24 protein-coding genes and 1 tRNA gene are annotated in these 24,810 nt (G+C 41.0%); 16 read left to right on the top strand and 9 right to left on the bottom strand.

Going from position 1 to position 24,810, the window contains the following annotated elements:
* The first annotated feature begins 314 nt into the window (after positions 1–314).
* The 9 genes from IQ13_RS14990 to IQ13_RS14950 all read left to right on the top strand — a co-directional run bounded on the left by IQ13_RS14990 (position 315) and on the right by IQ13_RS14950 (position 11,041).
* Positions 315–3,503, top strand: coding sequence for a ligand-binding sensor domain-containing protein (locus tag IQ13_RS14990; protein ID WP_144887220.1), 3,189 nt, complete (start codon positions 315–317; stop codon positions 3,501–3,503).
* A gap of 32 nt (positions 3,504–3,535) precedes the next feature.
* Complete coding sequence (locus tag IQ13_RS14985; RefSeq protein WP_144887218.1) at positions 3,536–4,297, top strand: response regulator transcription factor; 762 nt, start codon at positions 3,536–3,538, stop codon at positions 4,295–4,297.
* A 145-nt stretch (positions 4,298–4,442) separates the two neighbouring features.
* A complete protein-coding gene (locus IQ13_RS14980) occupies positions 4,443–4,952 on the top strand; it encodes a TlpA family protein disulfide reductase (protein ID WP_144887216.1) in 510 nt (169 codons plus the stop codon).
* 4 nt (positions 4,953–4,956) lie between these two features.
* Entirely contained in the window at positions 4,957–6,165 is a 1,209-nt protein-coding gene (locus IQ13_RS14975) for a sialidase family protein (protein ID WP_144887213.1), read from the top strand.
* A 237-nt stretch (positions 6,166–6,402) separates the two neighbouring features.
* Entirely contained in the window at positions 6,403–6,720 is a 318-nt protein-coding gene (trxA, locus tag IQ13_RS14970) for a thioredoxin (RefSeq protein ID WP_129129582.1), read from the top strand.
* A 203-nt stretch (positions 6,721–6,923) separates the two neighbouring features.
* Positions 6,924–7,418 carry an SET domain-containing protein-lysine N-methyltransferase gene (locus IQ13_RS14965; RefSeq protein ID WP_144887211.1) on the top strand — a complete coding sequence of 165 codons (495 nt, stop codon included), beginning with the start codon at positions 6,924–6,926 and terminating at the stop codon, positions 7,416–7,418.
* 16 nt (positions 7,419–7,434) lie between these two features.
* Positions 7,435–8,571, top strand: coding sequence for a D-alanine--D-alanine ligase family protein (locus tag IQ13_RS14960; RefSeq protein ID WP_144887209.1), 1,137 nt, complete (start codon positions 7,435–7,437; stop codon positions 8,569–8,571).
* A 14-nt stretch (positions 8,572–8,585) separates the two neighbouring features.
* Positions 8,586–10,019 carry an SET domain-containing protein-lysine N-methyltransferase gene (locus IQ13_RS14955; RefSeq protein WP_144887207.1) on the top strand — a complete coding sequence of 478 codons (1,434 nt, stop codon included), beginning with the start codon at positions 8,586–8,588 and terminating at the stop codon, positions 10,017–10,019.
* Between the two features lie 131 nt (positions 10,020–10,150).
* Positions 10,151–11,041 carry an ABC transporter six-transmembrane domain-containing protein gene (locus tag IQ13_RS14950; RefSeq protein ID WP_144887205.1) on the top strand — a complete coding sequence of 297 codons (891 nt, stop codon included), beginning with the start codon at positions 10,151–10,153 and terminating at the stop codon, positions 11,039–11,041.
* A gap of 70 nt (positions 11,042–11,111) precedes the next feature.
* On the opposite strand, the gene IQ13_RS14945 is transcribed toward IQ13_RS14950, so the two are convergent.
* Complete coding sequence (locus tag IQ13_RS14945) at positions 11,112–11,507, bottom strand: hypothetical protein (RefSeq protein WP_144887202.1); 396 nt, start codon at positions 11,505–11,507, stop codon at positions 11,112–11,114.
* A 52-nt stretch (positions 11,508–11,559) separates the two neighbouring features.
* Positions 11,560–11,630 (bottom strand) — tRNA-Cys (locus tag IQ13_RS14940).
* Between the two features lie 51 nt (positions 11,631–11,681).
* Here IQ13_RS14940 and IQ13_RS14935 point away from each other — a divergent pair.
* From IQ13_RS14935 to IQ13_RS14915, 5 genes are all read left to right on the top strand, one after another.
* Positions 11,682–12,557, top strand: a complete 876-nt coding sequence (locus tag IQ13_RS14935) for a nucleoside phosphorylase (RefSeq protein WP_144887200.1) — start codon at positions 11,682–11,684, stop codon at positions 12,555–12,557.
* A 153-nt stretch (positions 12,558–12,710) separates the two neighbouring features.
* A complete protein-coding gene (gene dapF / locus IQ13_RS14930) occupies positions 12,711–13,490 on the top strand; it encodes a diaminopimelate epimerase (RefSeq protein WP_144887198.1) in 780 nt (259 codons plus the stop codon).
* Positions 13,491–13,520: 30 nt separating this feature from the next.
* Positions 13,521–14,093 (top strand): DinB family protein, encoded by a 573-nt coding sequence (locus tag IQ13_RS14925; protein ID WP_144887196.1) that lies wholly within the window; start codon positions 13,521–13,523, stop codon positions 14,091–14,093.
* Positions 14,094–14,119: 26 nt separating this feature from the next.
* On the top strand, positions 14,120–15,058 hold the full coding sequence (locus IQ13_RS14920; RefSeq protein ID WP_144887194.1) for a magnesium transporter CorA family protein: 939 nt from the start codon (positions 14,120–14,122) through the stop codon (positions 15,056–15,058).
* Between the two features lie 3 nt (positions 15,059–15,061).
* On the top strand, positions 15,062–15,523 hold the full coding sequence (locus IQ13_RS14915) for an NUDIX domain-containing protein (protein WP_144887192.1): 462 nt from the start codon (positions 15,062–15,064) through the stop codon (positions 15,521–15,523).
* Here IQ13_RS14915 and IQ13_RS14910 read toward each other — a convergent pair.
* Positions 15,520–16,305 (bottom strand): queuosine precursor transporter, encoded by a 786-nt coding sequence (locus tag IQ13_RS14910; RefSeq protein ID WP_144887191.1) that lies wholly within the window; start codon positions 16,303–16,305, stop codon positions 15,520–15,522. The genes IQ13_RS14915 and IQ13_RS14910 overlap by 4 nt on opposite strands.
* Positions 16,302–16,577: a hypothetical protein gene (locus IQ13_RS14905; RefSeq protein WP_144887189.1), complete on the bottom strand. Its 276-nt coding sequence runs from the start codon at positions 16,575–16,577 to the stop codon at positions 16,302–16,304. The genes IQ13_RS14910 and IQ13_RS14905 overlap by 4 nt, the downstream gene beginning before the upstream one ends.
* 136 nt (positions 16,578–16,713) lie before the next feature.
* Between IQ13_RS14905 and IQ13_RS14900 the strand changes: the two genes are divergently transcribed.
* On the top strand, positions 16,714–19,227 hold the full coding sequence (locus tag IQ13_RS14900) for a YfhO family protein (RefSeq protein ID WP_144887187.1): 2,514 nt from the start codon (positions 16,714–16,716) through the stop codon (positions 19,225–19,227).
* Complete coding sequence (locus IQ13_RS14895) at positions 19,224–20,327, top strand: glycosyltransferase family 4 protein (RefSeq protein WP_144887185.1); 1,104 nt, start codon at positions 19,224–19,226, stop codon at positions 20,325–20,327. Before IQ13_RS14900 ends, IQ13_RS14895 begins: the two co-directional genes overlap by 4 nt.
* On the opposite strand, the gene IQ13_RS14890 is transcribed toward IQ13_RS14895, so the two are convergent.
* The 5 genes from IQ13_RS14890 to IQ13_RS14870 all read right to left on the bottom strand — a co-directional run bounded on the left by IQ13_RS14890 (position 20,322) and on the right by IQ13_RS14870 (position 24,797).
* The gene (locus IQ13_RS14890; protein WP_144887183.1) at positions 20,322–21,443 is read right to left on the bottom strand and encodes a glycosyltransferase family 4 protein; all 1,122 of its coding nucleotides are present in this window, start codon (positions 21,441–21,443) and stop codon (positions 20,322–20,324) included. The two genes, IQ13_RS14895 and IQ13_RS14890, sit on opposite strands and share 6 nt — an antisense overlap.
* Positions 21,444–21,501: 58 nt before the next feature.
* Positions 21,502–22,230, bottom strand: coding sequence for an FkbM family methyltransferase (locus tag IQ13_RS14885; RefSeq protein ID WP_144887182.1), 729 nt, complete (start codon positions 22,228–22,230; stop codon positions 21,502–21,504).
* Positions 22,231–22,293: 63 nt separating this feature from the next.
* Entirely contained in the window at positions 22,294–23,139 is an 846-nt protein-coding gene (locus IQ13_RS14880; RefSeq protein WP_144887181.1) for a glycosyltransferase family 2 protein, read from the bottom strand.
* Entirely contained in the window at positions 23,139–23,972 is an 834-nt protein-coding gene (locus tag IQ13_RS14875) for a glycosyltransferase (protein WP_144887180.1), read from the bottom strand. The genes IQ13_RS14880 and IQ13_RS14875 overlap by 1 nt, the downstream gene beginning before the upstream one ends.
* Before the next feature lie 48 nt (positions 23,973–24,020).
* Complete coding sequence (locus IQ13_RS14870; protein ID WP_144887179.1) at positions 24,021–24,797, bottom strand: class I SAM-dependent methyltransferase; 777 nt, start codon at positions 24,795–24,797, stop codon at positions 24,021–24,023.
* Positions 24,798–24,810 lie beyond the last annotated feature (13 nt).

Raw genomic sequence — 24,810 nt, 5'->3', positions numbered from 1 at the left:
CGTTTGTATCGGACACAGCAATTACAGCGAAACAGTTTGAGAGAAATCCTGAAAATATTTTACTGTAAAATCTTCAGTAAGCAAACTATTCAGGCAGGCAGAAAATATCAGGTTGGCCCAACGGAGTGTGTTGAAAAAATCATAGCAAGTTCGTTTTAGGAGTTTAGAATAATAAGTGTAAATTTGACAAATATTAATGTACTTAGTTCGAAGAAACGTGCCAATATTTCAACAAAAAGTACCATTTTTAAATGCTGCCTTGAACGAACTGCCTGCAAAACGTATTTCACCGTAAAAGTGTAACACATCAATCATTGCGTTTACTAATTGCCATATACTTTTTACTGCTAGCACTGCCCTGCGTATTACCGGCACAACCGTATTATTTCAGGCGTTACCAGGTTGAGAACGGACTTTCGCACAACAGTGTTATTTGTGCACTGCAGGATAAAAGAGGCTTTATGTGGTTTGGAACAAAAGATGGCCTCAACCGTTTTGATGGATACTCCTTTAAAACGTTTCGCAAAAATTCAACTGACAGTACCAGCATCGGCAACAACTTTGTACAATCGCTTTACGAAGACAAACAAGGCATATTATATGTAGGCACCGATAAAGGGCTGTTTCAGTACAATGAAAAAACAGAAGGTTTCCGTTTGATGCCTTCAACTAAAGAACAAAGCATCTTTAAACTTACAGGCGATGCAAAAGGTAACCTGTGGTTTATTTCCGGCTTTGCACTTTGCAGCTATTCGCCTGTAACAAATCAACTTGACTATTTTAACCATGTAGATTTTTTTATTGCAAGTGCTATCTGCACAACAAGCGATGGTTCTGTATGGGCAGGCACTGCCGATGGCGAATTGAAAAAATATATTCCGGGCAAAAGATCGTTTACAACCATTCCACTCTTTCCCAAATCATCGCCGGCCAAGTTCCGGTATATTGAAACCTTAGCCGTTACACCAGCTGGCGATTTATTAGCAGGTACCAACAACGCAACGGTAAAACGCATCAATACATCAACAGGAACCCATACCGATCTTATTGTTCCGTTAAAACGTGAGAAAGATTTTTATGTAAAACGCATTGTGCAGGTTTCACCCGGTATTTTTTGGCTTGGTACAGCATCGGGCATACTGGTGTATCATCTTGAAACCGGGAAAAGCGCTCGCCTTGAAAAGAATTATAGCAACCCCTTCTCGCTTTCTGACAATGCAGTAGAAACGATATGTACCGATAGAGAAGGCGGCGTTTGGGTTGGCACTTATTTTGGCGGCGTTAATTACTATCCGAAACAAGTTACTGCCTTTACAAAATTTTTTCCAGCAAGGAACGAAAATGCAATCACCGGCAATGTGGTAAGAGAAATAAAAAAAGACCACACCGGTAATCTCTGGATCGGAACAGAAGATGCGGGTCTTAACCGGTACAATCCTGCTACCGGCACATTTACACATTACCAAGCAACAGGTAAACCCGGCGGCTTATCGTTTTTTAATATACATGGACTGGAAGTAACCGGTAACGAAGCTTGGATTGGCACATTTGAACATGGCCTCGATGTGATGAACATTCAAACAGGAAAAGTTATTAAACATTACCAGAACAGTCCCGGCAGTATTTTAGCCAGCAACTTTATTTATTGTATTCATGCACTGCACCACGATACTGTTTTAATAGGAACAACGCTTGGTATTTATTACTACGATCGTAAACAGGATCAATTGAAACGGCTTACGGGCTTTCCTGAATGGGATTGGTACACAGGAATTATAAGAGATGCCAAAGGCCGACTTTGGGCAACAACCTTCGGCCGGGGCATTCATTGTTACAATCCTGCTACGGGAACAACCGAAACCTACGATTATAAAGAACAGGATATAACGAGCCTAAGCAGTAACAGGGTAAATGCAGTGTTTAAAGACAGTCGCAATAACATCTGGTTTACAACAGAAGACGGTTTGTGTAAATGGAACGAACCAACGCACAACTTTACACGCTATGGCAAAGCGAATGGTTTTCCCAGCAACTTTATGTTCTCGATACTGGAAGCAAAAGCTGATGAACTATGGATCAGCACAACCAAAGGGCTTGTTCGGTTTAATCCCGATACAGAAAAAGCCGATGTATTTACCACTGCAAACGGATTGATCAGCGATCAGTTTAACTACAGCTCTGCATTTAAAAATGAAGATGGCCGCATGTATTTTGGAAGCATGAAAGGAATGGTGAGTTTCCATCCGAAACAATTCAGGCAAACAATATTCACTCCACCTATCTACATCACCAACTTTGAAATTGCCAACCAGGAAACAGGGATCGGCAAAAAGGGATCGCCGCTGAAAGCTTCCATTTCATTTACAGATTCCATTGTGCTTACGCATAATCAATCAACGTTCAGTATAGATTTTGCTGCGCTTGAATACACAGCTACAGAAACGCTTCAATATGCCTATCAGATGAAAGAGCTTTCGGGCAATTGGGTGAACCTGAAAAAAAACAGGCGTGTTGATTTTGCAGAGCTGCCCGCAGGCACATATCATTTTCGTTTAAAAGCAATGAACAGTTATGGCATCTGGAGCCCGAATGAACGGTTATTGATTATTCGCATTTTACCCCCCTGGTGGAAAAGCACAACAGCTTCTACAATATACGCTCTCCTGTTACTGTTGATTTCCGGACTCATCATCCGCTATTATCATTTGCGGATGAAAGAAAAAAACAGGCGTCAACTGGAGCAAATGGAAGCAGCGCAGGAAAAAGAAATGCTGGAAATGCGGCTGGCAAAAAACAAAGAATTGCTGGACGCAAAAATTGAATTCTTTACCAATGTGGCGCATGAAATTAAAACACCACTGACGCTGATTAAAGTACCGCTGACAAAAATCACCAAGAAAACAGAAGCACTTCCAGAACTTGAACGAAGCCTGAAGATCATGAACCGCAACACCAATCGCTTAATTGAGCTTACGAATCAGTTGCTGGATTTCAGGCAAACGGAAATCGACAAGTTTCATCTTACACTTGTACAGGCGAATATTACACAACTTACAGAAGAAGCATGCAACGACTTTACAGACCTTGCAGAAGAAAACAAGCTCAGCTTTGTGAGTAACATTCCGGAGGAACCTGTTTTTGCAATGATTGATATAGATGCCTTTAATAAAATTTTGTACAACCTTATTGGTAATGCAGTGAAGTTTGCAGGTAAGCATGTGCAGGTAACCTTAGCTCCTTCTTTTAAGAGCAACGACTCATTTACGATCTTGGTTAAAAATGATGGCTATCTTATTCCAGAAGAATTGAAAGAAAAAATATTTGAACCGTTCTATCGTATACGGGAAACCGAAACACAAACCGGTTCAGGTATTGGCTTGGCATTAGCCTTATCGCTTACACAATTGCATAAAGGCACGCTTGTTCTTGAATCAACAACAGAAAACATGAACTGCTTCTGCCTAACCTTACCCCTGCATAACGAAACAACTTCAGCACAGTAACATTGTATACATTTGTCAATAAACCTCAACCAATGAAACCTACAATACTTTTAGTGGAAGACAACGAAGAACTGCTGGAAGTAATTGCAGATGAACTGCTGGAAAAGTATGACGTACTAAAAGCAACTGACGGTGCACAAGCTTTGAAAACGCTTACGGCAGAACCTGTAGACTTAGTAATCAGTGATGTAATGATGCCGGTAATGGATGGCTTTGAATTATGTAAAGAAATTAAATCGAATTTCGAATACAGCCACATCCCTGTTATTTTACTTACTGCAAAAAATACAATGCAGTCAAAAATTGAAGGATTGAGTATTGGTGCCGACGCATACATAGAAAAACCGTTTGAAACAGAATACCTGCTGGCACATATTGCCAGTCTGCTCAACAACCGGAAAAAGATCAGGGAGTATTTTGTAAATACACCGTTTGTACATTTGAAATCGGTGGCGCATAACAAACCCGACGAACTGTTTCTCGAAAAACTCAACCACCATATCCGGGAGAATATTGACGATCATGCACTGGATATAGACAAACTTGCAAAATTATTGAACATGGGCCGCACAAGCCTGTTCCGTAAAATTAAATCGGTTACCGATCTTACGCCAAACGAACTCATCAACATCACCCGTTTAAAAAAAGCGGCCGAACTGCTGTCTACAGGTGATTATAAAATTTACGAAGTGTCGGATATGGTTGGCTTTGGATCGCAAACAAACTTTGGCCGTAATTTTTTAAAACAGTTTGGTATGACACCGACCGAGTTTCAGAAAAATAAACAAGGTTAAAACCGGAAGCCTGTAGAATTACTTCTGCTATCGTTCCCTTTGGAATCGATGATCATAAAGCCAAAGCGGCCTGAACTATAAGCCTGCGCAAATTCACGCATTACAAGAAAAAAAGTAACATTGTAGCGTATTATCAACAATGCATATGAAAGTAACCCTCCAACTGGCGATATTCTTTTTTGCTGTATTCATCGGTTGTAAAGAAAAAACAAAGAATGACCAACAAAACAAATCCACAACCGTATCGCAGGCACCAGCGGATATCGAGAAAATAAAACTTACTTCGCTAGATGGCAAGCCCATCGATTTATCGCAGTACAAAGGCAAAACAATTTTTCTGAACTTCTGGGCAACATGGTGCAAACCATGCATCGAAGAAATGCCTTCTATTGCCAATGCCATGAAGAAAGTAAATAAAGACGAGGTTGTTTTTTTGTTTGCATCTGCAGAAGAAGCAGAAGAGATCAGAGCATTTCAGCAGCGGAAGCCTTTCCCGTTTCAATATGTAAAAGTGGAGAACTTTGAAACATTAGATATTATGACCATTCCCACAACGTTCATCTTTAATACCAAAGGTGAGCGGGTGTTTAACGAAATGGGCTATCGCAAATGGGACAGTCCTGAAAACATACACATCATCACCAACAGCAAATAACTGCATGCAAAAACTATTGATCGTTTCACTACTCTGCACAGCATTGTTCGCCTGCAAGAGTCAACAGAAAAAAACCGAAGAGGCTGCTTCCATAACAATGCTTGCTTCTCCTGCAGGCGATTCCTGTGCAGAGCCTTATCTCTTTACCGATGCAAAAGGCATGGTGCATTTATCGTGGGTGGAGAAGAAAGGAAAAACATCTACCCTGCTTTTCTCTTCTTTACAAAATGAAAAATGGTCAAAACCAATTGCAATCAGCAGCGGCAACAACTGGTTCGTGAACTGGGCCGACTACCCGGTTATTTCTTCTGATGCCAACGGCAACATGCTTGCTCATTTTTTAGAGAAAAGTGATACGGCAAAATTTACGTACGATGTGAAAGTAACGGCTTCTTCAGATCATGGTAAAACATGGAGCCAACCAACAACATTGCACGATGATGGCAAGAAAGCAGAACACGGTTTTGTCTCCATCATTCCTTACAACGAACAGTTTATGGTATCCTGGCTCGATGGAAGAAAAACAGCTATGGAAGGTGAGCATAGCGGGCACGAAGGACATCATGGCGAAATGACCTTGCGTGGAGCACTGCTTGATAAAGCAGGAAAGAAAACAAAGGAATGGGAACTCGATGGAAGAATTTGTGATTGCTGTCAGACAACAATTGCTGTTACTACCAACGGACCTGTTGTGGTGTACAGAGATCGTTCGGATGAAGAGATCAGGGATATGTCGATCGTACGTTTAGTGAATGGTGAATGGACACAACCGAAAACCATTTTTGCTGATGCATGGAAAATTGCAGGCTGTCCGGTAAACGGACCAAGAGCCGATGCCATTGGCAACAACTTAGCCATTGCCTGGTTTTCGATGAAAGACAAGCAAAGCGAAGTGAAAGTGATTTTTTCTGCTGATGGCGGTGCAACCTTTCAACAACCTATCCGCATTGATGAGGGCAAAACTATTGGTCGTGTTGACCTGGTATTGCTCGATGAGCAAACGGCAATGGTTAGCTGGATGGAAGGCGCAACCATTAAAGCAATGAAAGTGCATAAGGATGGAACGAAAGAAAAGCCGGTTGTTGTAGCAGAATCGTCGGATGCACGGTCGAGTAGCTTTCCGCAAATGACCAAGGCAGGTGATCAACTGATCTTTGCCTGGACCGACAGCAAAGCAAAAACGATTAAGCTGGCAGCACTGCAGTTGAATTGATCCAGTTTCCGGCACTAACAAGTCGTAGCTATGCGGCAATTCGGCTTTTGTGGGTAAAAAAAGCTGGCATGCCAGCTGCTGAAACAACAGTTAAAGCCGTTTTAACTGTCAATTTTGTAGAACATCCATTCATTTTTTATTTGTGAACAGTTGTGGATAATGACAGTTCATCAGTTTCGGCGGAATGGACTTAAATTTGTCCCTTCATTTCACATAAAAATTAAAAGGATATACATTATGGCACTCCAATTTACAGATGCAAACTTCCAGAGCGAAGTCCTCAGCTCAGATAAATTAAGCGTAATCGATTTTTGGGCAGAATGGTGCGGACCTTGCCGTGCAATCGGTCCGGTTATCGAAGAATTATCAAAAGAATACGATGGTAAAGTGAAGGTAGGTAAGGTAAACGTAGACGAAAACCCACAGGTGAGCATGAACTACGGTATCACTTCTATCCCTGCTATTCTTTTTGTGAAGAACGGCCAGGTGGTTGACAAACTTGTAGGTGCCCAACCAAAAGGCAACTTTGTTAAGAAGATTGAGCAACACATGTAATCATTGTTACACAACTATAAAAGCCCCGTTTCATTTGCGAAACGGGGCTTTTCTTTTTTGTGATACTTCACAGACATCCCTAACAGTGACTTATACATTCAAAATCATCCATCACCCTTATACACATTCCTTCAACATTTATTAAACCCTTACCTCCTTCTACGTTCTAATGGTTAATTTCAGGTATTAACACAAAATCACCCATGTCAGTTACCACGTCTTCTGCAACCGTACTTTCGGGCCATTATGGCTTTGCCGAAATTCACAAGTTGCCCGATGTAAATCATCACCTGCTTGTTTCCACAAAAAGTTTTAATCCGGAAGCAACTATCTGCACCTTCAGCGCAAAAGAAATTCATCCTCTTCCATCACGTTATACCGTACAGGTTAACGAAACACAACACATTATTCTGCTGCCCGAATTTCTGCAATACATCAATCACAGCTGCAATCCCAATACATTCTTTAATACCACTACCATGGAATTAATTGCATTGCGTGCAATTGCGCCGGGCGATGAGTTTACATTCTTTTATCCAAGTACCGAATGGTTCATGGCTGAAACATTCGCATGTAACTGTGGCGACCACGGTTGTGTTGGTATTATTAAAGGAGCAAAGGAATTAGCAACCGATGTTTTAAACCGATACCGTTTAACCGATTTTATACAACGTAAACTGAACGAACGAAACGATTAAACCTTTACATTTACGTATGCACGCAAGCCCATCATCTTCTCTTCCTGTTACACAGCATCCGCTGTTTATTTGGGTATTGGCGCCGTACTTGCAAACCAGCGATGCAAACATTGATTACTATTACGATTTCTCGCAAAGTATTGATGAATACACAAAGGTTTTTACCGAGCTTAACCTCAATTGGAAATGGCAGCCGGTAACGCAGGATGATTACAAATCAATCATTGATACAATCGCCGCCACCACTTCGTTTCAAACACCCATTGTTTTGAATTTGTGTGATGGCGATGAAGTGAATGGCACACCGGGCGTTTCGGTTATTCATTACTTAAAAGAGAAGCAACTTATTTATACAGGTGCCGATGCTCCGTTTTACGATTATACTACTTCCAAAATTGTCATGAAGGAGTTGTTTGATCAAGCAGGCGTTCCGCATGCAAAATGGGCTGCCATACGTAAACCCGATCAAAACCTGGATGGCATTTGCGAATATGTGGGCACGCCCATGATTGTAAAACCGGCAGTGAGCGGCGGCAGTATGGGTCTCGGTGTAAAGAATGTAGTGCACAATGAGACTGAATTAAGAACATTGGTGAAAGAGTTGTTTGAAGGCTATCGTGGCTGGGATTTTTCGTTCGGCGGCTTGGTGGCAGAGCAGTTTATAAACGGACCTGAATACACCGTATTTCTTTCGGGTTCATACCATACACCCCGCAGCCGGAAAGTGTATCCGCCTGTTGAACGTATTTTTCATAAAGACCTTCCCGATACAGAAAAATTTTTATCCTTCGATCGTTTGTGGGAGACCTATGAAAAAGAAAAACCACTCGGCGATTATGAAGATTTTTACCAATACCACTTACCTCCTATTGCACTGCATAAAAAAATTATGGACCTGAGCTGGAAAGCATATTGTGCGGTGGAAGGTACAGGCTATGGCCGTATTGACATCCGTATGGATAAAGCAACCGGCAAACTGTATGTACTGGAAGTTAATGCGCAATGCGGCTTAAGTGAAGATGAAAATTATACGTCCATCGGTGCGATTGTACGTTTAAGCAATCAATCGTATGCAGGTTTGATCCTTCATATACTGCAGGATGCCATGCAGCGTCATCACCAAAAACAAAAAAAGAAAGTGGCTGTACGTTAACAGCATGACGTGTTATGAAGATCTGTGTATTGCAACCCGACTATTCTACTTCTGCTGTTGATTACCAATATTACGATCCTGCAAGAAACTTATCGACGCTGTTGCCCGATGTGGAGTTTGAACATGTACTGCTCAACAAACTCACTACGTACAAACAATTACTGGCATTAAGCAAACAAGGCTTCGATTGTTTTGTGAATTTATGCGAAGGTTATCTCGAATGGGAAGTGCCATCCATTGATGTGATTTATACATTGGAATTATTGAATCTGCCGTTTACCGGGCCTAACAGTTTGTTGTACGATCCGCCAAAAGAATTGATGAAGTATGTGGCGTACACCGAAGGCGTTGCCACAGCCAATTATGCATTGATTGATACAGTTGACAATCTTGAAGAGCAGATCAAACAACTTAACTTTCCTTTGTTTGTAAAACCGGCAAAAGCAGGCGACAGTTTGGGTATTGATGACACATCACGTGTAGATGATTTGGCAGCATTACAGCAGAAAGTAAAACAACTGCTCACTGAATATCCGCAGCTTTTAATTGAAGAATATATTGCCGGCAGAGAGTTCACCGTGCTTGTTGCTGCCGATGCCAATGATGAAAAAAAGTGCAGAGTATTTCAACCCATCGAATTTATTTTCCCGGAAGGAAGAACGTTTAAAACTTATGCACTCAAAACATCAGAACTACATCCCGAAAGTAATATACCTGTTACCGATGCATCCATCAAACAACAACTAACGGAGGCGGCCCAGCGCATTTTCCGCAGCTTTGGCGGCGTTGGTTATGCACGCATGGATTTTCGTATGAACGATGCAGGTAAACTGTTTTTCCTGGAAGTAAATTTTACCTGCTCTGTTTTTTATACGGATGGATACGAAGGCAGCGCCGATTACATCATCAAAGCCGACGGTATTGGTCAGGCTGGTTTTCTGAAACATATTATTGAAGAAGGTATTGCACGGCATAAACGCAGGCAAAAGAAATATGTGATGAAGGGCAACTCCATCGCAGGTTTCGGCATTTATGCCAATACCCATATAGCTGAAGGTGAAATTATTTTCAAAGGCGAAGAACGCCCGCAGCGGATTGTGACCAAACGTTGGGTGGAGGAAAACTGGCTGCCCGAAGAAAAGCTGCTGTTCCGGCATTATGCCGTTCCATTAAGTACAGAAGTGTATGTGTTATGGGACAATAATCCATCGGAATGGGCGCCACAAAACCACTCCTGCCGACCGAACACTGCCTACAGCGGACTGAACCTGGTGGCCTTACACCCCATTTTACCCGGCCAGGAACTCACTTTAGACTATGCCGAACTCCTCAACGAAAGCGCCGAAACCTTTGAATGCCAGTGCGATACCCCCGACTGCCGTAAAATCATTTCCGGCAGCAAAGGCAATTCTGTCACACAGAAGGAACAAATTAACAGGCAACACTGACAAGGCATCGGCCTAACTTTGCCCTTCCAACTAATCCATTTGCCGGCCATCAAAGAAGTTGAACCTTCAGTAAACGCCGGTGATTCTGCACAGTCTATTCATGCGTACACATCAAAAAGGAAGGAATCGTTATGCCCGGAAAATGGATTATTCAAACAATTATCAGCAGATATAAATATAAACTGGCGCTTACCTATTCGCTTTTCGGCATAGAAATGCTGGGACTTTTGCTGCGGCCTTATTTTCTGGGCGAAGCGGTTAACGGGCTAATCAAAGGATCGTACAATGGTTTGTTCTACCTGGCAGGTGCCCATTTGCTTTGGCTCGTTGTTGGTACCATCCGTCACCGGTACGACTCCCGTACCTACTCCGATATTTACACAACATTGGTTGTAAAACTGATGAGCCGTAACCGCAACAAGGAACTATCGAAGCTGAGTGCACATTCAACGCTTTCACGTGAGTTCATCGATTTCCTTGAGTTCGATCTCAATTATATTATTGAAGCTGCCTACAACATTGTTGGGTCAATGGTGCTCTTGTTTTTTTACGATACACAGGTTGTGCTGCTTTGTTTGCTGATGTTGATTCCGGTAAGCATCACCAGTTATATTTATGGCAAACGTATGCGCCGTTTAAACCAATTAAAGAACGATGAGCTGGAAGAACAAGTAAATATTCTTGCTACAAAAAATCCATTACGCATCAGCGAACATTATAACCAGTTGCGCAAGTGGCAAATAAAAATCAGCGACCAGGAAGCATGGAACTTTGGTGTAATGGAATTATTGGTGATGGTGATTATAACTGCATCGCTGCTTACGGTATCCTCATTGAATGGCAAAACACTGCAGGCGGGTGATCTTATTGGTATCTATACTTATATTCTGAAGTTTGTTAATGGACTTGATACTGTTCCGTATATGATTCAACGAACAGCTACACTGAAAGACATTCTGCATCGAATAGAAGCAGAACCGGAAGAAGAAGAAAAAAATCCAATGGCTGTTACCGCAGCTTAATAAAAATTATGGCAAACAAGTCTTGCACCTTGGAATTTGATTTTTGGATTTTGCGACCTTGTGCCTGCTGCTACTTTTTCTCAATTACTTTCATATCGGGCAATACAGTCATAACAAGTACAACCAATGAAGCTGCAAAATAAACATACAGCCAGGAAGTCGTTTGCGGACATTCACCATTACGGCAGGTAGAGAGTAATAAAAGATTGCGCAACGCCCACGCAAAATTGATAGCACCTACAAAAGGATTGGCACGCTTCGCCCACAGCTTGGGAATGAGAAAGAATGCAATATTCAGCACCAGCATAATGATATTCATGAGCACGGGTTTGCCAAATTTGCTTACCGTTTCCGATCCAAATCCCGAAACAGTAGCATTAATAGAAGGAATGTAAATCCATGTAAATGTTGCTGCAAAAATCATCAGCAAACCGGCCGCAATACCAATGTAGTTTGAATAACGCATAAGCTTTAAACAGAAAAAGCGCAGGAAGGTTTCCAACGCTTTTCTTTTTTTGAGGTCCCGAGCGGATTCGAACCGCTGTAGGAGCTTTTGCAGAGCTCTGCCTAGCCACTCGGCCACAGGACCAATTTGTGAGGTGCAAATGTAGTATATTCGAACAAATACTCCCAAAGAACTATGCAAAGAATTGCAGAAAGCGAATTGATTATTAACAACAGAGGGGCTGTTTACCATTTAAATGTGCGTCCCGATGAGCTGGCCAATACTGTTATTACTGTTGGCGACCCCGATCGTGTAAAAGAAGTATCCAAACATTTCGATAAGGTTGAACACCGGTTACAACACCGTGAATTTATAACTCACACAGGTTACATCGGCAATAAACGGATATCGGTTGTTTCTACAGGTATTGGTCCGGATAATATTGATATTGTAGTGAACGAGCTCGACGCATTGGTGAATATTGATTTTGAAAGCCGCACCATTAAACAACAGCTTACTCCCCTGCACATCATCCGGCTCGGCACATCAGGTGCATTGCAGGCCGATATTCCGGTAGATGCCTTTGTAGTTTCAACACATGGTTTAGGCATCGACAACCTGTTGCATTTCTATCGCCACGATAATAACGAAGAAGAAAAACAACTGGTGCATGCATTTGTAACCCATACACAGGTGCAGGATAGTCTTTCTTATCCTTATATCGCCAGTGCGGGGTCGCAACTATTAAAACATTTTGTACAAGGCTATCAGCACGGCATTACCATTACCTGCCCCGGCTTTTATGGGCCGCAGGGTCGTGTATTGCGTTTAGGCCTTTCTAACCCCACGTTTGTAGACAGGTTAACCCAGTTTCAGTTCGGGCAGCACCGCATCACCAATTTCGAAATGGAAACCTCTGCCATTTACGGATTGGGTAAGATGATGGGGCACCAATGCCTTTCCATCAGTGCCATTGTTGCCAACCGGGTAAAAAAAGAGTTTAGTAAAGATGGCGGATTGGCAGTTGAAAATCTCATCAAAAAATCACTGGAGATCATTGCCGGCATCTAAGCCGCAGTATTCTACAGACTAAAAGCTGCATCACAGTACATACAGGCTGAGATGCAGCTTTGTCGTAATTTAGCAGGTACGAAAAGTATCACTTAAAACTCGGAGAGCGGTAATCCCCACCAGCCATTTACCACTCTCCACTAACTATATTTCATGACAATTCCATTTTATAAATACCAGGGTACAGGGAACGACTTCGTTATCATCGATAACAGGAACGGTAATTTTACGCAACTCTCTACCGTAGAAATAGCCTTTTTATGCGATAGGAGATTTGGCATCGGCGCCGATGGTTTAATGCTTTTACAGCTGAAAGAGGGCTACGATTTTGAGATGGTTTACTACAATGCCGATGGTAAAGAAGGCAGCATGTGTGGTAACGGCGGACGCTGTTTGGTAGCCTTTGCAAAGCAAATGGGTGTAATAGACAAAACCGCTGCATTCCTTGCTACAGACGGGTTTCACGAAGCGAAGGTGCTTGAAAACGGATGGATCGAATTAAAAATGAAAGATGTTGACAGCATTGAAAAACATGCCGATCATTCGATTTTAAACACCGGATCGCCCCACTACATCAAGTGGGAAACCGACATCGCAAAAACCGCAGTTTTTGATGAGGGAAAACGCATTCGCTATTCACCCCCTTTTTCAAAAGAAGGGATCAATGTTAATTTTGTTCAGCTTCACAACGATACGCTAAACGTAAGAACATACGAGCGGGGTGTTGAAAACGAAACCCTTTCGTGTGGTACCGGTGTAACAGCGGCGGCAATAGCTGCCAGCAACGACAGCATCGGTTTCCAGGAACGAAAAATTCTTACGCCGGGCGGAGAGTTGAAAGTGAAGTTTGAAAAAAAATCCGATTCGTCCTTTGAAAACATTTGGCTTTGTGGACCTGCCAAATTAGTTTTCTCCGGTACGATCACCCTTTAATCCATATCCTAAACCCTAACCCTGCACCCAATGATTGCAAAACGCTATCATTTAAACAAATTTCAAATCATCAGCCATGCTGAGAATACCCTCGAGGATATTCTTAAGCAATGCAGGTCGATGGATGATCATCTTTTCTTCTACAAATCCGAACAATGGTCGGTAGCAGAAAATCTTGAGCATTTATCGCTCACCATGAATAAAGGCTGGCTTAATTTGTTTACGCCGAAAATTATTTTAAAATGGAAGTTTGGTAAACCCAACCGGCCTTCCTACTCTTACGAAGAACTGGTACAGTTATATTACCAAAAACTCGATGCCGGTTACGAAACAGAGAAACGTTTTATACCAACAGTTGTAGAAGATAAAGACGCAAAGCAGCGCTTAATCGCACGCTTTGAACAAATAGCCAATAAGTATCTCGACCAGGTAAGATATTACTGGGAAGATGATACAATGGACCAATACCAGGTACCGAATTCCCTTTTTGGGTTTATTACTATAAGAGAACTACTTTATTTTAACCTGTTCCACAACACGCACCACTACAAAACCATCCGTAACCGTAAAAACGAAGCCATCGAATTTTCAACGGTCGATTAGACCGTGGCGCTTACCTTTGCGCCGCTATGCTGCAATTTTTTAAAAACGAGAACGGCAAAACACTTGCCATCGAAAAACCTGAATCGGGTGCGTGGATCAATATTGTTCCGCCGCTGAAGCAGGAAGAGTTTACAGAAATTGCAGAGGCACTGGATATTCCGCTCGACTTCTTAACCGATTCGCTGGATATTGATGAACGCTCCCGTTACGAGCTGGAAGACAATGTAAAACTCATTGTACTGAAGACACCGGCCGAAAACAATTCTTTTAACGACAGTGATGCATTCTACATCACCATTCCTATTTGTATTATTCTTACACATAACCAGATTGTAACGGTTAATTCGTTCGATAATGGTGCCATCAAAAAATTTCTGAACACGTTTCAAAACCGTCATCCCGATAAACGGAATATGATGGTGTTGAAAATATTTGAGAAAGTGGTTCAGGCGTACATGGAATTTCTGAAAGAGATCAACCATCGCCGCAACTTACTCGAACAAAAACTATACGACGCCAACCGTAACGAAGAGTTGCTGGATCTGATGCGTATTCAAAAAAGCCTGGTATATTTTGTTACAACTTTGCGCAGCAACGAAATGCTGTTAATGAAACTGCAACGCACCAATTTCCTTGCACTCAACGAAGAAGAAGATGAGTTTTTGCAGGATTTAATTGTAGATACCAGCCAGGCTTTGGAGATGGCGAACATTTATACCAACATCCTCAGCTCTACCATGGATGCGTTTGCCAGCATCATCAGCAATAACCAGAACCAGGTAATGAAGCGCTTAACTTCTGTAACCGTAATGCTGCAATTGCCAACTTTAGTAGCCAGTATTTATGGCATGAATGTACCGATTCCGGGGGCGCACTCGAGCTTTGCATTTTATTTCCCTATTCTTATTTCACTCGGGCTGTCGCTGTTGTTGGGTATTTATTTTTTAAGAAAGAAATTGTTTTAAACTATGACGGTTAACGTACGTGTATACGGCATCATCATTAACGAGCAAAAGCAGGTATTGGTGAGCGATGAATTTATCCGTGGAGCTTATATTACCAAATTTCCCGGTGGCGGACTGGAAGTAGGTGAAGGCACAAGAGATTGCCTGAAGCGTGAAATGAAAGAAGAGTTATTGATTGATGCTGAAATTGGTGACCATATTTACACCACCGATTTCTACCAACAAAGCGCATTTAACCTGGCTTACCAGATTATTTCAATCTATTATTACGTAAAACCACTGGAGCCGATAACCCTTCCTTATAAAACTGTACCGTTCGACTTTCAACCGCACCAGGTGGCCGATCCGAAAGGAGAAGCAGAAGTGATCCGTTTAATTGATTGGGATAAGTTTAATGCGGATGCAGTAACACTGCCGATTGATAAGATTGTTGCTGACATGCTGAAAGAGAAGCATGTCTTCTAATCTTTCATAGCAGCGTCTTTCATTTCTTTTGCAAGATCATGACCGAGGTATCGTTCAATGATACCGTGGATGAAATAAATAACAGGAGTAAGCACTACTGCAACAATAAACTTATAGATATAATTGCCGGTACCGGTAACCAGTATCTGCTTTAAGGTCCATGCATCGCCCTGCCCTTCCTGTATTCTGCGACCGATATAAAAAGCAATAAAAAGCACTACAAAACTATCTACCAATTGCGATATTAATGTTGAGCCCGTTGCACGCAGCCAGATACGTTTCTCGCCTGTTACTTTTTTGATACGATGAAATACCAGCACATCCAATATCTGCCCGATTAAAAATGCGACCATCGAACCAATAATGATCCATAAACCTTGACCAAAGATGCCTTTAAATGCATTGTTGGCATTATCTATTCCATTACCAATGGTAAAATACTCCGAAGGCTTTAAATGAATTGCACCAGAAAACATCATAAAAGCATAGGTAATCAGCAATACAGTTAAGTACGAAAGAAACTTCACCCCTCTTGTACCGTAATACTCGTTGATGATATCCGTCATAATAAACACCACCGGCCAAAGCAACACACCTGCAGTAAGATGAAAACTGAAATTACTGCCAAACAACGGCAGGTTTAAACGCTCTATCCCTACTGTATCTTCCAGCGAAAAAATTTTCACACCAATAAACTCGGCGATCATTGCATTGGCAATAAAAAAGCCCGACAGCACCAAAAACAAACGGGTTGATTTATTGGAAAGTATCTGTTTGATCATAAGAGAAAAAAGAATAATTGAAAAATGAGCAGTACAGCATTAACAAACGGAATGCTCTTTAGTTGAAATTCCATTTCTTTTCGTAGCAGGGCCACAATACCCCATACTGCAGCAACAGCGTTTAACGGGAACGCCAACATCCAGCCGCCAATAATTAATATAGAAGCAATGGTCCCCGACCACTCTACAGCAACCAGCCGAAGTACTACACACAGTACAAACAACAGGTTTAGAACAAACACAAGCTTGCTTAGAAACAAAAATCCTTTCATACCGTTAAAAATGCGCTCAATACCCCAAAATACCATTATTTTGCCTCACTGAAACTGAAAATTTTATCAGCAGTTGCCTCCACGCAAAACATAGCGTTTGGCACATCGTTACAAATCATAGTTTAAACCCCAGTATATGAAGTTTGATTTCAAGAAACTTTTACCACACGCTGTTGCTGTTGTGATTTTTGTTGTTGTGGCATTAATTTATTGTAAGCCTGCTTTTCAAGGCATGGTATTGAATGCGCACGACAATATTGGTTGGAAGGGAATGGCACAGCAGTCAATTGAAGCAAAAGAAAAGTATGGACATATACCTAACTGGACCAACAGCATGTTTGGTGGTATGCCCGGTTACCAGATTGCGATGGAAGCAACACACAGCGTACTGTTTGGTCATGTTGAAAAAGTGCTTTCGCTTGGCTTACCAAAACCGGCCAACTTCTTTTTTCTTGCGTGTATTTGTTTTTACATACTTGGTTTGGCATTACGTTTAAACCCATGGGTTGCCGTTTTGGGCGCATTGGGTTATGCATATTCTACTTACGATCCTGTTATTATTGGAGCAGGACACGACACCAAAATGCTGGCTATTGCTTATGCTCCACTTGTAATTGCAGGTTTGCTTTTGCTGTTTCAAAAGAAATGGTGGGTTGGAACAGCAGCCCTGGCTGCAGGTGCTACTTTACAAATAAGTACCAGTCATCTGCAAATTGTTTATTACACCCTGCTCATTTTAGGTGCACTGAGCATTGGCTTTTTAATTGACAGTTTTAAAAAGAAAGAACTGGCACATGCCATTAAAAGTCTTTCGTTTGCTTTACTTCTTGGCATACTCGCTTTCAGCAGTAATGCTATTCACACCCTCACCAACTGGGATTATGCAAAAGAAAGTATGCGTGGTGGTGTGAGTGAATTAAAACAAACCGGCGATAAGAATACAACCAGCGGTGGCTTAGACAAAGACTATGCATTTAAGTACAGTGTAGGTATTGCAGAAACATACACCTTGCTGATTCCTGGAATTTATGGTGGCAGTAACGGTGGTGATGAATACAAGAAATCGCAGTTTGCAGATAAACTGATGGAAGTTGGTTACCCTGAAGACCAGGCTTTGCAGTTTGCAAATGGTGTTTCCTATTGGGGTGGTCAGCAGCCAACATCAGGACCTGTTTACTTCGGTGCCATTTTTATGTTGCTGTTTGTGTTTGCCCTGTTCTTTGAAAAGGGTTGGTTAAAATGGAGCTTACTTGCAGCCGGTGTATTCGGTATAGTGCTGGCATGGGGTAAACATGCAGAGGCCATCAACTACTTCCTGTTCGATTACATGCCGCTGTACAAAAAGTTCCGTGCACCATCGATGGGTTTGGTTATGCCACAGATCTGTTTTGTTATTTTAGGCGCTGTTGCAATAAACAATCTCTTGTTTGGTAACAACACTGCAGACACAATCAAGAAAGCATGGAAAAATACAGCCATTGCAACTGCAGCGATTATTGCTGTTGCCGCTTTCCTTTATTTCAGTTTTGATTATGTTTCGCCAAACGATAACGGCATCAAACAAAATATGGCCGGTGCAATGATGCAGCAATTTGCGCAGCAAGGCAAACAGCCAACTGCAGAGATGCAGCAACAGGCCGAAACGTTTGGTAAAGGATTTTTGACAGCCATCCAAGCCGACAGAAAAGGATTATTTGGTAGTGACCTTTTACGTACAACCATTTTACTTTTATTAGGCATTGGTATTATCTGGGCTTTTGCAACCAATAAGCTGAAAGCATTGCCTGCGTTGATTGCATTATTGGTAATCGGCTCGTTTGATGTGCTGTTGGTTGACAAACGCTACCTCAACGATACAAAGTTTGTTGAGCAAGGCGATTTTGACAACGCCTTTACCATGACTGAAGCTGACAAACAGATTAAGCAGGATGCAGGATACTATCGTGTGTTGAATACGACGACCGATTTTACCAACGAATCAAATACTTCCTACTATCATAATTCAATCGGTGGCTACCACCCTGCTAAACTGCAGATCTATCAAGACCTCATTGAAAACCAGATTGTAAAGAACAACATGCAGGTGTTGAACATGCTGAACACGAAATATTTTATTGTACAAAATCCGCAAACTGGTGCTCCAATGGCGCAAATGAATCCTGCGGCTTACGGACCGGCCTGGTTGGTAAAGCATGTACATTTTGTTGCTGATGGCAGAGAAGAAATGAAAGCGCTCGACAGCATCAACCTTCGTGACACAGCTGTTGTACAAACGAAATTCAAAACAGCTGTTGGTGTGCAGCCAGGTGCCGATTCAACTGCAAGCATTCGCTTTATTGAAAACAAGAACGACTATATTCAGTACGAATCATCTTCTGCAACCAATCAGTTTGCTGTGTTCAGCGAAGTGTATTATCCAAGAGGTTGGTATGCATACATTGATGGCAAAGAAGCAGAGATTATTAAAGTAAACTATGCATTACGTGGATTAGCGTTACCTGCCGGTAAACATAAAATTGAATTCAAGTTTGCACCAAAAGCATTTATTCTTGGCGACAAGATTACGCTGATTGCATCGATACTGGTTTATCTTGTGGTGTTTGGCAGTTTGTTTATGGCATGGAGAAGCAGCAATAAAGCCGTTGCATGAGGAAGGTTTTAAATATTGTTCCTTATCCTTTTCTACCGTACTTCTCCGGAGGTCAAAAACTGATTGCACAGTTCAACATGCATCTTGGCGAACAGTGCGAGCTGCATGTTGCGGGCACTGCCAACAACGATTCTCAACTTGCAAAACATTATTCCTTCTATCCGTATTTACAAAAAAGCCGCTTACGTTTTTTCGACGTAACGGCTTTTTTCCGTTTAAAGAAACTGATTGTTTCAAAAAATATTGACACCATCATTATTGAACACCCCTATCTCGGATGGTTGGGATGGATGTTGAAAAAAACAACCAGCGCCCGTTTGATTGTTCATACACACAACATCGAATATGAACGCTTCCGCACAGTAGGCAAACCCTGGTGGCGAATACTGCAGTGGTACGAAACAGCTGTACTCCGCTCTGCAAACATGGTATTCTGTATTTCGGATGAAGACCGGCAGTGGATGATTGACAAAATGCAGGTGGATGAAGAAAAATGTGTACTTGTTCCTTACGGTATTACAGCCGAGGCTGTACCTACAAACAAAGCTTTGTGTAAAAAACAGGTTTGTGCACAACAGCATATTGATCCATCAAAAAAAATCCTCTTCTTTAACGGGCTGCTCGATTATAAACCCAATTCCGATGCAGTCAAAACGATCATCGAAAAAATAAACCCGCTTCTTCTTGATTCAAACCTTGCATATCATATTCTGATTGCAGGCAAACGATTGCCCGAATCGTTGAACGAACTGAAACCATGGAACAATGTAAACATCAGCTACGCCGGCTTTGTGGATGATATTGATTTCTATACCAAGGCTGCCGACGTATTGCTTAATCCGGTAGTAAGTGGCGGCGGTGTAAAAACAAAAATGATTGAAGCGCTTGGCATGAACACAACTGTTGTTGCTACCGCAACCGGTGCAAGTGGTGTGAAGAAAGAGTTATGCGGCGATAAGTTAGTAATTGTGCCCGATGATAACTGGCCGTTGTTTGTTGAAGCAGTCGTTTCTGCATCCAGGCAGGAACATGTTACCCCTGATGCTTTCTACAATATTTACTCGTGGAAAAATATTACACGGCGGGTTGCAGATTTATAAGCATTTGAGAATGCTTTGCCACAACAGCTCAGCTGTTTTCTCCCATGTAAACTGTTTACTTCTCTCCTCTCCTTTTCTAATTAAGCGTTGTCGTAACGATTCATCTGCTGCTATTTGTTTCATCGCATTTTTTATAGCATCTGTATCGGTTGGATCAACGATCAGCGCTGCGTCACCTGCTACTTCGGGTACAGAGGTTACGTTGGAAGCAATTACCGGCACTCTGCATATCATTGCCTCAATTATGGGTATACCAAATCCTTCAAACAATGGGACAAAAGTCAAAGTCAGTGCCGATGCTAATACACGATTCAATTCTTCATCATCTAAGCGTCCTGTGAAAACAATATCAGCACCGTATTTTAATGCCCGCTGTGTAGCAAACAGCTCATCTGTTTTGTACATGCTCGCACCAACAATTAACAGTTTGATTTCTGTGCCGGTTTCACTTTTGTACAGATCAAATGCCTCCATCAACCGCTTAATATTTTTACGTGGGCTTAGTGTGCCAATAAAAATAAAGTAAGGCTCTCCTTTACTATATTTATTTCTTGTACTGGTGATAGTTGCTGCATCGACCGGCTGATAAAATGCATTGATACCGCAATACACCACATCTATTTTTTGCGGACTGATGTGATAGTTGGTACAAATGTCTTGTTTACTATATTCCGATACAGTTGCGATTTGAGCAGCTCTGTCGGCAAACTTTGGAAAAAAATAGTTGTAGTATTTGCGGTTGCTGAACTTCAGATCGGCCGGATTGTGAAAGAAGTTGATATCGTGTATTACAGCAAATTGCTTGCCCTTGTAACCCAATGAAAGTATTCCATCCGGCGATATAAACAGATCGGGCTTTAGTTGATTGAGCAATCGCTTTGCACTCCACTCGAACCAAAGCACATTTAATACGGCATGCTTGGCCGGTGGAAACAGCAAATGAACTGTTACATTCGGCCCGAAAATAAAAGAAGAATCGGGCGCAGCATCAAACAGAAAATGAAATTCAATCTGCGGGTTCTTCTGAACAATATACCGCAATGTATTGAACGTAAACCAACCGATGCCATCCATCCGGTTCTTACGCAGCAGTCTTGTATTTACAGCTATTTTCAAATAAGAGATTAATTAATTCGCTTTAAAATATTACCAACTAAAAAAATAAGCAATCAACTCAATTTCCATTTCTTTTAAAAAAAAGATTAGGATAAGCATACCCCTGCAACTCGTATTGCTTTTGCATCAAATAGCGACAAATTGCGCTTGAAGTTATATCAGAAAACGAAAAACTATGGTCTTCTATACAAATAACTTCGGGTTTATACTTCTCAAAATTATTTGATATTAAAACCTCGTAATCATGTCCTTCAACGTCTATTGAAAGAAAATCAATTTTCTGAGATACAGGAAGATGTTCGTCAAGTATTTCTTCAAGCGACATTGGCAGCATTACTACTTCATGATCATATGACCTGTGTTCTTTGATCCATTCTTTAAACTCTCTCGACACAGTTGATACACGATCATCATCAGAAACAAAAAATTTAACCTGTTCTTTATTATTCGAAACAATCTCACATAGACTCACATCTCTTTTCCTTACCTTTTTAAACTGATCAATAAGTTTTTTATTACCATCCACATTAATCCCTTTCCAGCCATTAAGATATAACTTAAAAGTATTGCTTCCTTGTATTGGCCTGTTTGCTCCTATGTCAACATAGAAGCCATTTTTCCGTCCACGAAAATAATTTTCCAGTATCATATCTTCACCAAACTGAGAATATGTGATAATGAAACCCTCAAACTGTAAAGCATGCAAACATTTGCTTACTAAATAATGAAGTCTGGAGTTTTGGTAACCCTTTAAAAATCTTCTCCATATAAGTTTGAAAAGCATCATTTCAAAATAGTATTACGTTAGGATTATTGACAAATATAACAGGAACGGCTAGTTGCTATAAAATTAGTTTTCCCAATTTTCATTTATACATTTACTCAATTCGACCCAATCAACTTCCGGACTCACAAGATCCTTTTCTAAATGTGTTCCGATAGCAGGGTACGGAATCCAGAGTTTGTATTTCTTGCGTGAAAAAAAATGACGGAAACTGTATTTCACCGCCATTTTCAGAATATTAAAACTCTCTTTGCTCATAAAAAAGAAGCGGACATAGGCGAAAGGATTTAAAACAAATGTTTTGGTTAATACCAGCCAAACAGCACAATCATTATTCCCCTTTGCATAAGTAAGCAACACATTTTGAGTCTCAAACAGTGTTTGTTTGGTGGTGAGAAAGGTTAAACAAGTTGAGCTATCTGTTTTCCAAAGTTGGTCATCAAGCATTCGCTCTTCCTTCTTATGACGATGAATAGGATGCGTAAAGGTATCCATGTGCACATAGCAACTTAAAAAATCAACATCTGTTCCATTGTGCAACATACCAAGCATTTTCTTAAACTTCCCGGGTCTGTATAAATAATCATCTTCTGCAAAATATACCGCCTCGGCATCTGTTTGTTGCAACAGTATTTCAATTTGTTTGTTGAAAGTTGCCCAGTTACCGATCGATTGCGTTTCAATAATGGTTGTATCAGCTGCAGGAAACATTGATTGAATAAGTTCGTTGTACGAAGGCGGGCATCCGTCCAGAATAAAAAAGTACCGAACAAGCAATCCTTCTGCTGATAAAAGAAAGGACTGCAGACAGGTTTTCACCAGCTGAAATTTGCTATTCGGGAAAATAATCGGGGTTTTAGAAACACCGGGATATATGCGCCATGCTACTGCCAGATCGTAGTTGTTACTCACTAGAACTTATTGCGTTTATAATGAACAAAACCTTTTGCAGCCTGGAAAACTGCAGAAAAAAAATTACCACAAAAAAATATATTATTCTTTAGCATAATCATAAAATCATGATCCCTTTTTTTAAAAATATCTGGAAAGTACTTTCCGTATCGTTTTCGTACAACAAGGTAATTTCGCACCATATAGTAAAGCCGGAACGGGCTATGCACTGTACGTTCTTTTACAAAAAACAATTTCAAAAATCCTGTATTTTTTTTTGTACCAAGTTTGTGCTTCATCAAAACATTGTCGAAACCAATAAGCCTGAAGCCTGCCAGAAAAACTTTACATGACAAATCTTTATCTACTTCATCTATAAACAATTGTTCATCAAAACCATGAACCTGCTGCCACACATGAAGATTAATCCACGTACCGGAAGTAATACGAAAGGCAGGTTCCGTTATTTGCAAACTCTCACTTTTTTTTACTTCAGAAGGACAGATTAATCCAATTTTCGACTCGTTTATGATAATATCTAATACTTGCTGTTTATATAACTTAAATTCTTTACTATCAAACGATGAATCCTGATCCATAGTTAACAACCAGGTAAATCCTTGTTCAGAGCTATGCTTTGCTGCTAGGTTAAGAGCAGCAGCAATCCCGAGATTCTTTTCGTTAGGTAAGTACACAAGATTCTCTATTCCCTGTAATGACTTAACAACTTCATTATTTTTAGTAACGGAGTTATCTACAGCTATCACAACATCTACAAATGCATTGTATGATTGAATATTGGAAACAACAGTTTCGTCGGGGTGAAACAATACCACAGCTGCTGCTAATCTCATATCCTATTTCTGATTAATAAGTAGATCCAGTCAATCTCTACCGCACATTTACTTCCAATGAAAACTTGCAAGATTAAAGTATCGCAAACATTTATTAATTACTGAAAGCCCTGTAAATTTAACAGTTCCCCAAAATTTTTTAAATGGAGAAACCGGCCTTGGTTCGTCAACCAAAAATAAATGTCCTGTCTTTTCAGCGAATGGTTTGCTGCGTAGTCGTTTCTCAATAATAATCATGCTGTCGTAGTAGTGAATTGCATTGACTGTTTGCGTAAACTCATTCACTTGCAACCCATTTTGTTCAGAATGCCAGGCATTTAACCAATCAATAAACTTTTTGGAATATTCGATGTAAGTACCTCTCCGGTTATACCCACCGCCATAAGTTAACCAGTAGGATGTATGAAGATCTTCGCAAAGATAAACACCGTCAGGTTTAACAATATCAAACAACTCTTCAAATGTAACAATCTGCTGCTGCATAGAATGTCCACCGTCGTCAATCAGAATATCAACCTGTGGAAGTTTACTTTTCAGATCACGAAGGAATTTTCGATCAGATTGTGAACCAATAAAAATTTCAATATTCTCTTCTTCCAGTTCCTTGCACCTTGGATCAATGTCTACGCCATAAATTTTTGCCTTCGGCCCAAAATACGATCGCCACATTTGTAAACTACCACCGTTTGCAACACCAATTTCCAATATCACAATTTCTTTATTCCGGTAACGGCTGAAATAACGCTCATAAATCTCGAAATAATGAGGCCATTTCATAATCAACCGCTTGTCGTTTTGCCGGAAATACTGTTCCAAATCGTTCATTTGTAAATATTTG

It is taken from the genome of Lacibacter cauensis, assembly GCF_007830055.1.
Lineage (GTDB): Bacteria > Bacteroidota > Bacteroidia > Chitinophagales > Chitinophagaceae > Lacibacter > Lacibacter cauensis.
Note: the sequence above shows the minus strand (reverse complement) of the source record. Positions and strands in the feature narration are given on the sequence as shown.

Bases quoted from the DNA above. Each gene is read 5' to 3' on its own strand.
- IQ13_RS14985 (WP_144887218.1), top strand. From the start codon at position 3,536: ATGAAACCTACAATACTTTTAGTGGAAGACAACGAAGAACTGCTGGAA.
- IQ13_RS14895 (WP_144887185.1), top strand. From the start codon at position 19,224: ATGAGGAAGGTTTTAAATATTGTTCCTTATCCTTTTCTACCGTACTTC.
- IQ13_RS14875 (WP_144887180.1), bottom strand. From the start codon at position 23,972: ATGAGATTAGCAGCAGCTGTGGTATTGTTTCACCCCGACGAAACTGTT.
- IQ13_RS14980 (WP_144887216.1), top strand. From the start codon at position 4,443: ATGAAAGTAACCCTCCAACTGGCGATATTCTTTTTTGCTGTATTCATC.
- IQ13_RS14935 (WP_144887200.1), top strand. From the start codon at position 11,682: ATGCAAAGAATTGCAGAAAGCGAATTGATTATTAACAACAGAGGGGCT.
- IQ13_RS14925 (WP_144887196.1), top strand. From the start codon at position 13,521: ATGATTGCAAAACGCTATCATTTAAACAAATTTCAAATCATCAGCCAT.
- IQ13_RS14960 (WP_144887209.1), top strand. From the start codon at position 7,435: ATGCACGCAAGCCCATCATCTTCTCTTCCTGTTACACAGCATCCGCTG.
- IQ13_RS14945 (WP_144887202.1), bottom strand. From the start codon at position 11,507: ATGCGTTATTCAAACTACATTGGTATTGCGGCCGGTTTGCTGATGATT.
- IQ13_RS14975 (WP_144887213.1), top strand. From the start codon at position 4,957: ATGCAAAAACTATTGATCGTTTCACTACTCTGCACAGCATTGTTCGCC.
- trxA (WP_129129582.1), top strand. From the start codon at position 6,403: ATGGCACTCCAATTTACAGATGCAAACTTCCAGAGCGAAGTCCTCAGC.
- IQ13_RS14950 (WP_144887205.1), top strand. From the start codon at position 10,151: ATGCCCGGAAAATGGATTATTCAAACAATTATCAGCAGATATAAATAT.
- IQ13_RS14920 (WP_144887194.1), top strand. From the start codon at position 14,120: ATGCTGCAATTTTTTAAAAACGAGAACGGCAAAACACTTGCCATCGAA.
- IQ13_RS14900 (WP_144887187.1), top strand. From the start codon at position 16,714: ATGAAGTTTGATTTCAAGAAACTTTTACCACACGCTGTTGCTGTTGTG.
- IQ13_RS14905 (WP_144887189.1), bottom strand. From the start codon at position 16,577: ATGAAAGGATTTTTGTTTCTAAGCAAGCTTGTGTTTGTTCTAAACCTG.
- IQ13_RS14870 (WP_144887179.1), bottom strand. From the start codon at position 24,797: ATGAACGATTTGGAACAGTATTTCCGGCAAAACGACAAGCGGTTGATT.
- dapF (WP_144887198.1), top strand. From the start codon at position 12,711: ATGACAATTCCATTTTATAAATACCAGGGTACAGGGAACGACTTCGTT.
- IQ13_RS14910 (WP_144887191.1), bottom strand. From the start codon at position 16,305: ATGATCAAACAGATACTTTCCAATAAATCAACCCGTTTGTTTTTGGTG.
- IQ13_RS14915 (WP_144887192.1), top strand. From the start codon at position 15,062: ATGACGGTTAACGTACGTGTATACGGCATCATCATTAACGAGCAAAAG.
- IQ13_RS14955 (WP_144887207.1), top strand. From the start codon at position 8,586: ATGAAGATCTGTGTATTGCAACCCGACTATTCTACTTCTGCTGTTGAT.
- IQ13_RS14965 (WP_144887211.1), top strand. From the start codon at position 6,924: ATGTCAGTTACCACGTCTTCTGCAACCGTACTTTCGGGCCATTATGGC.
- IQ13_RS14885 (WP_144887182.1), bottom strand. From the start codon at position 22,230: ATGATGCTTTTCAAACTTATATGGAGAAGATTTTTAAAGGGTTACCAA.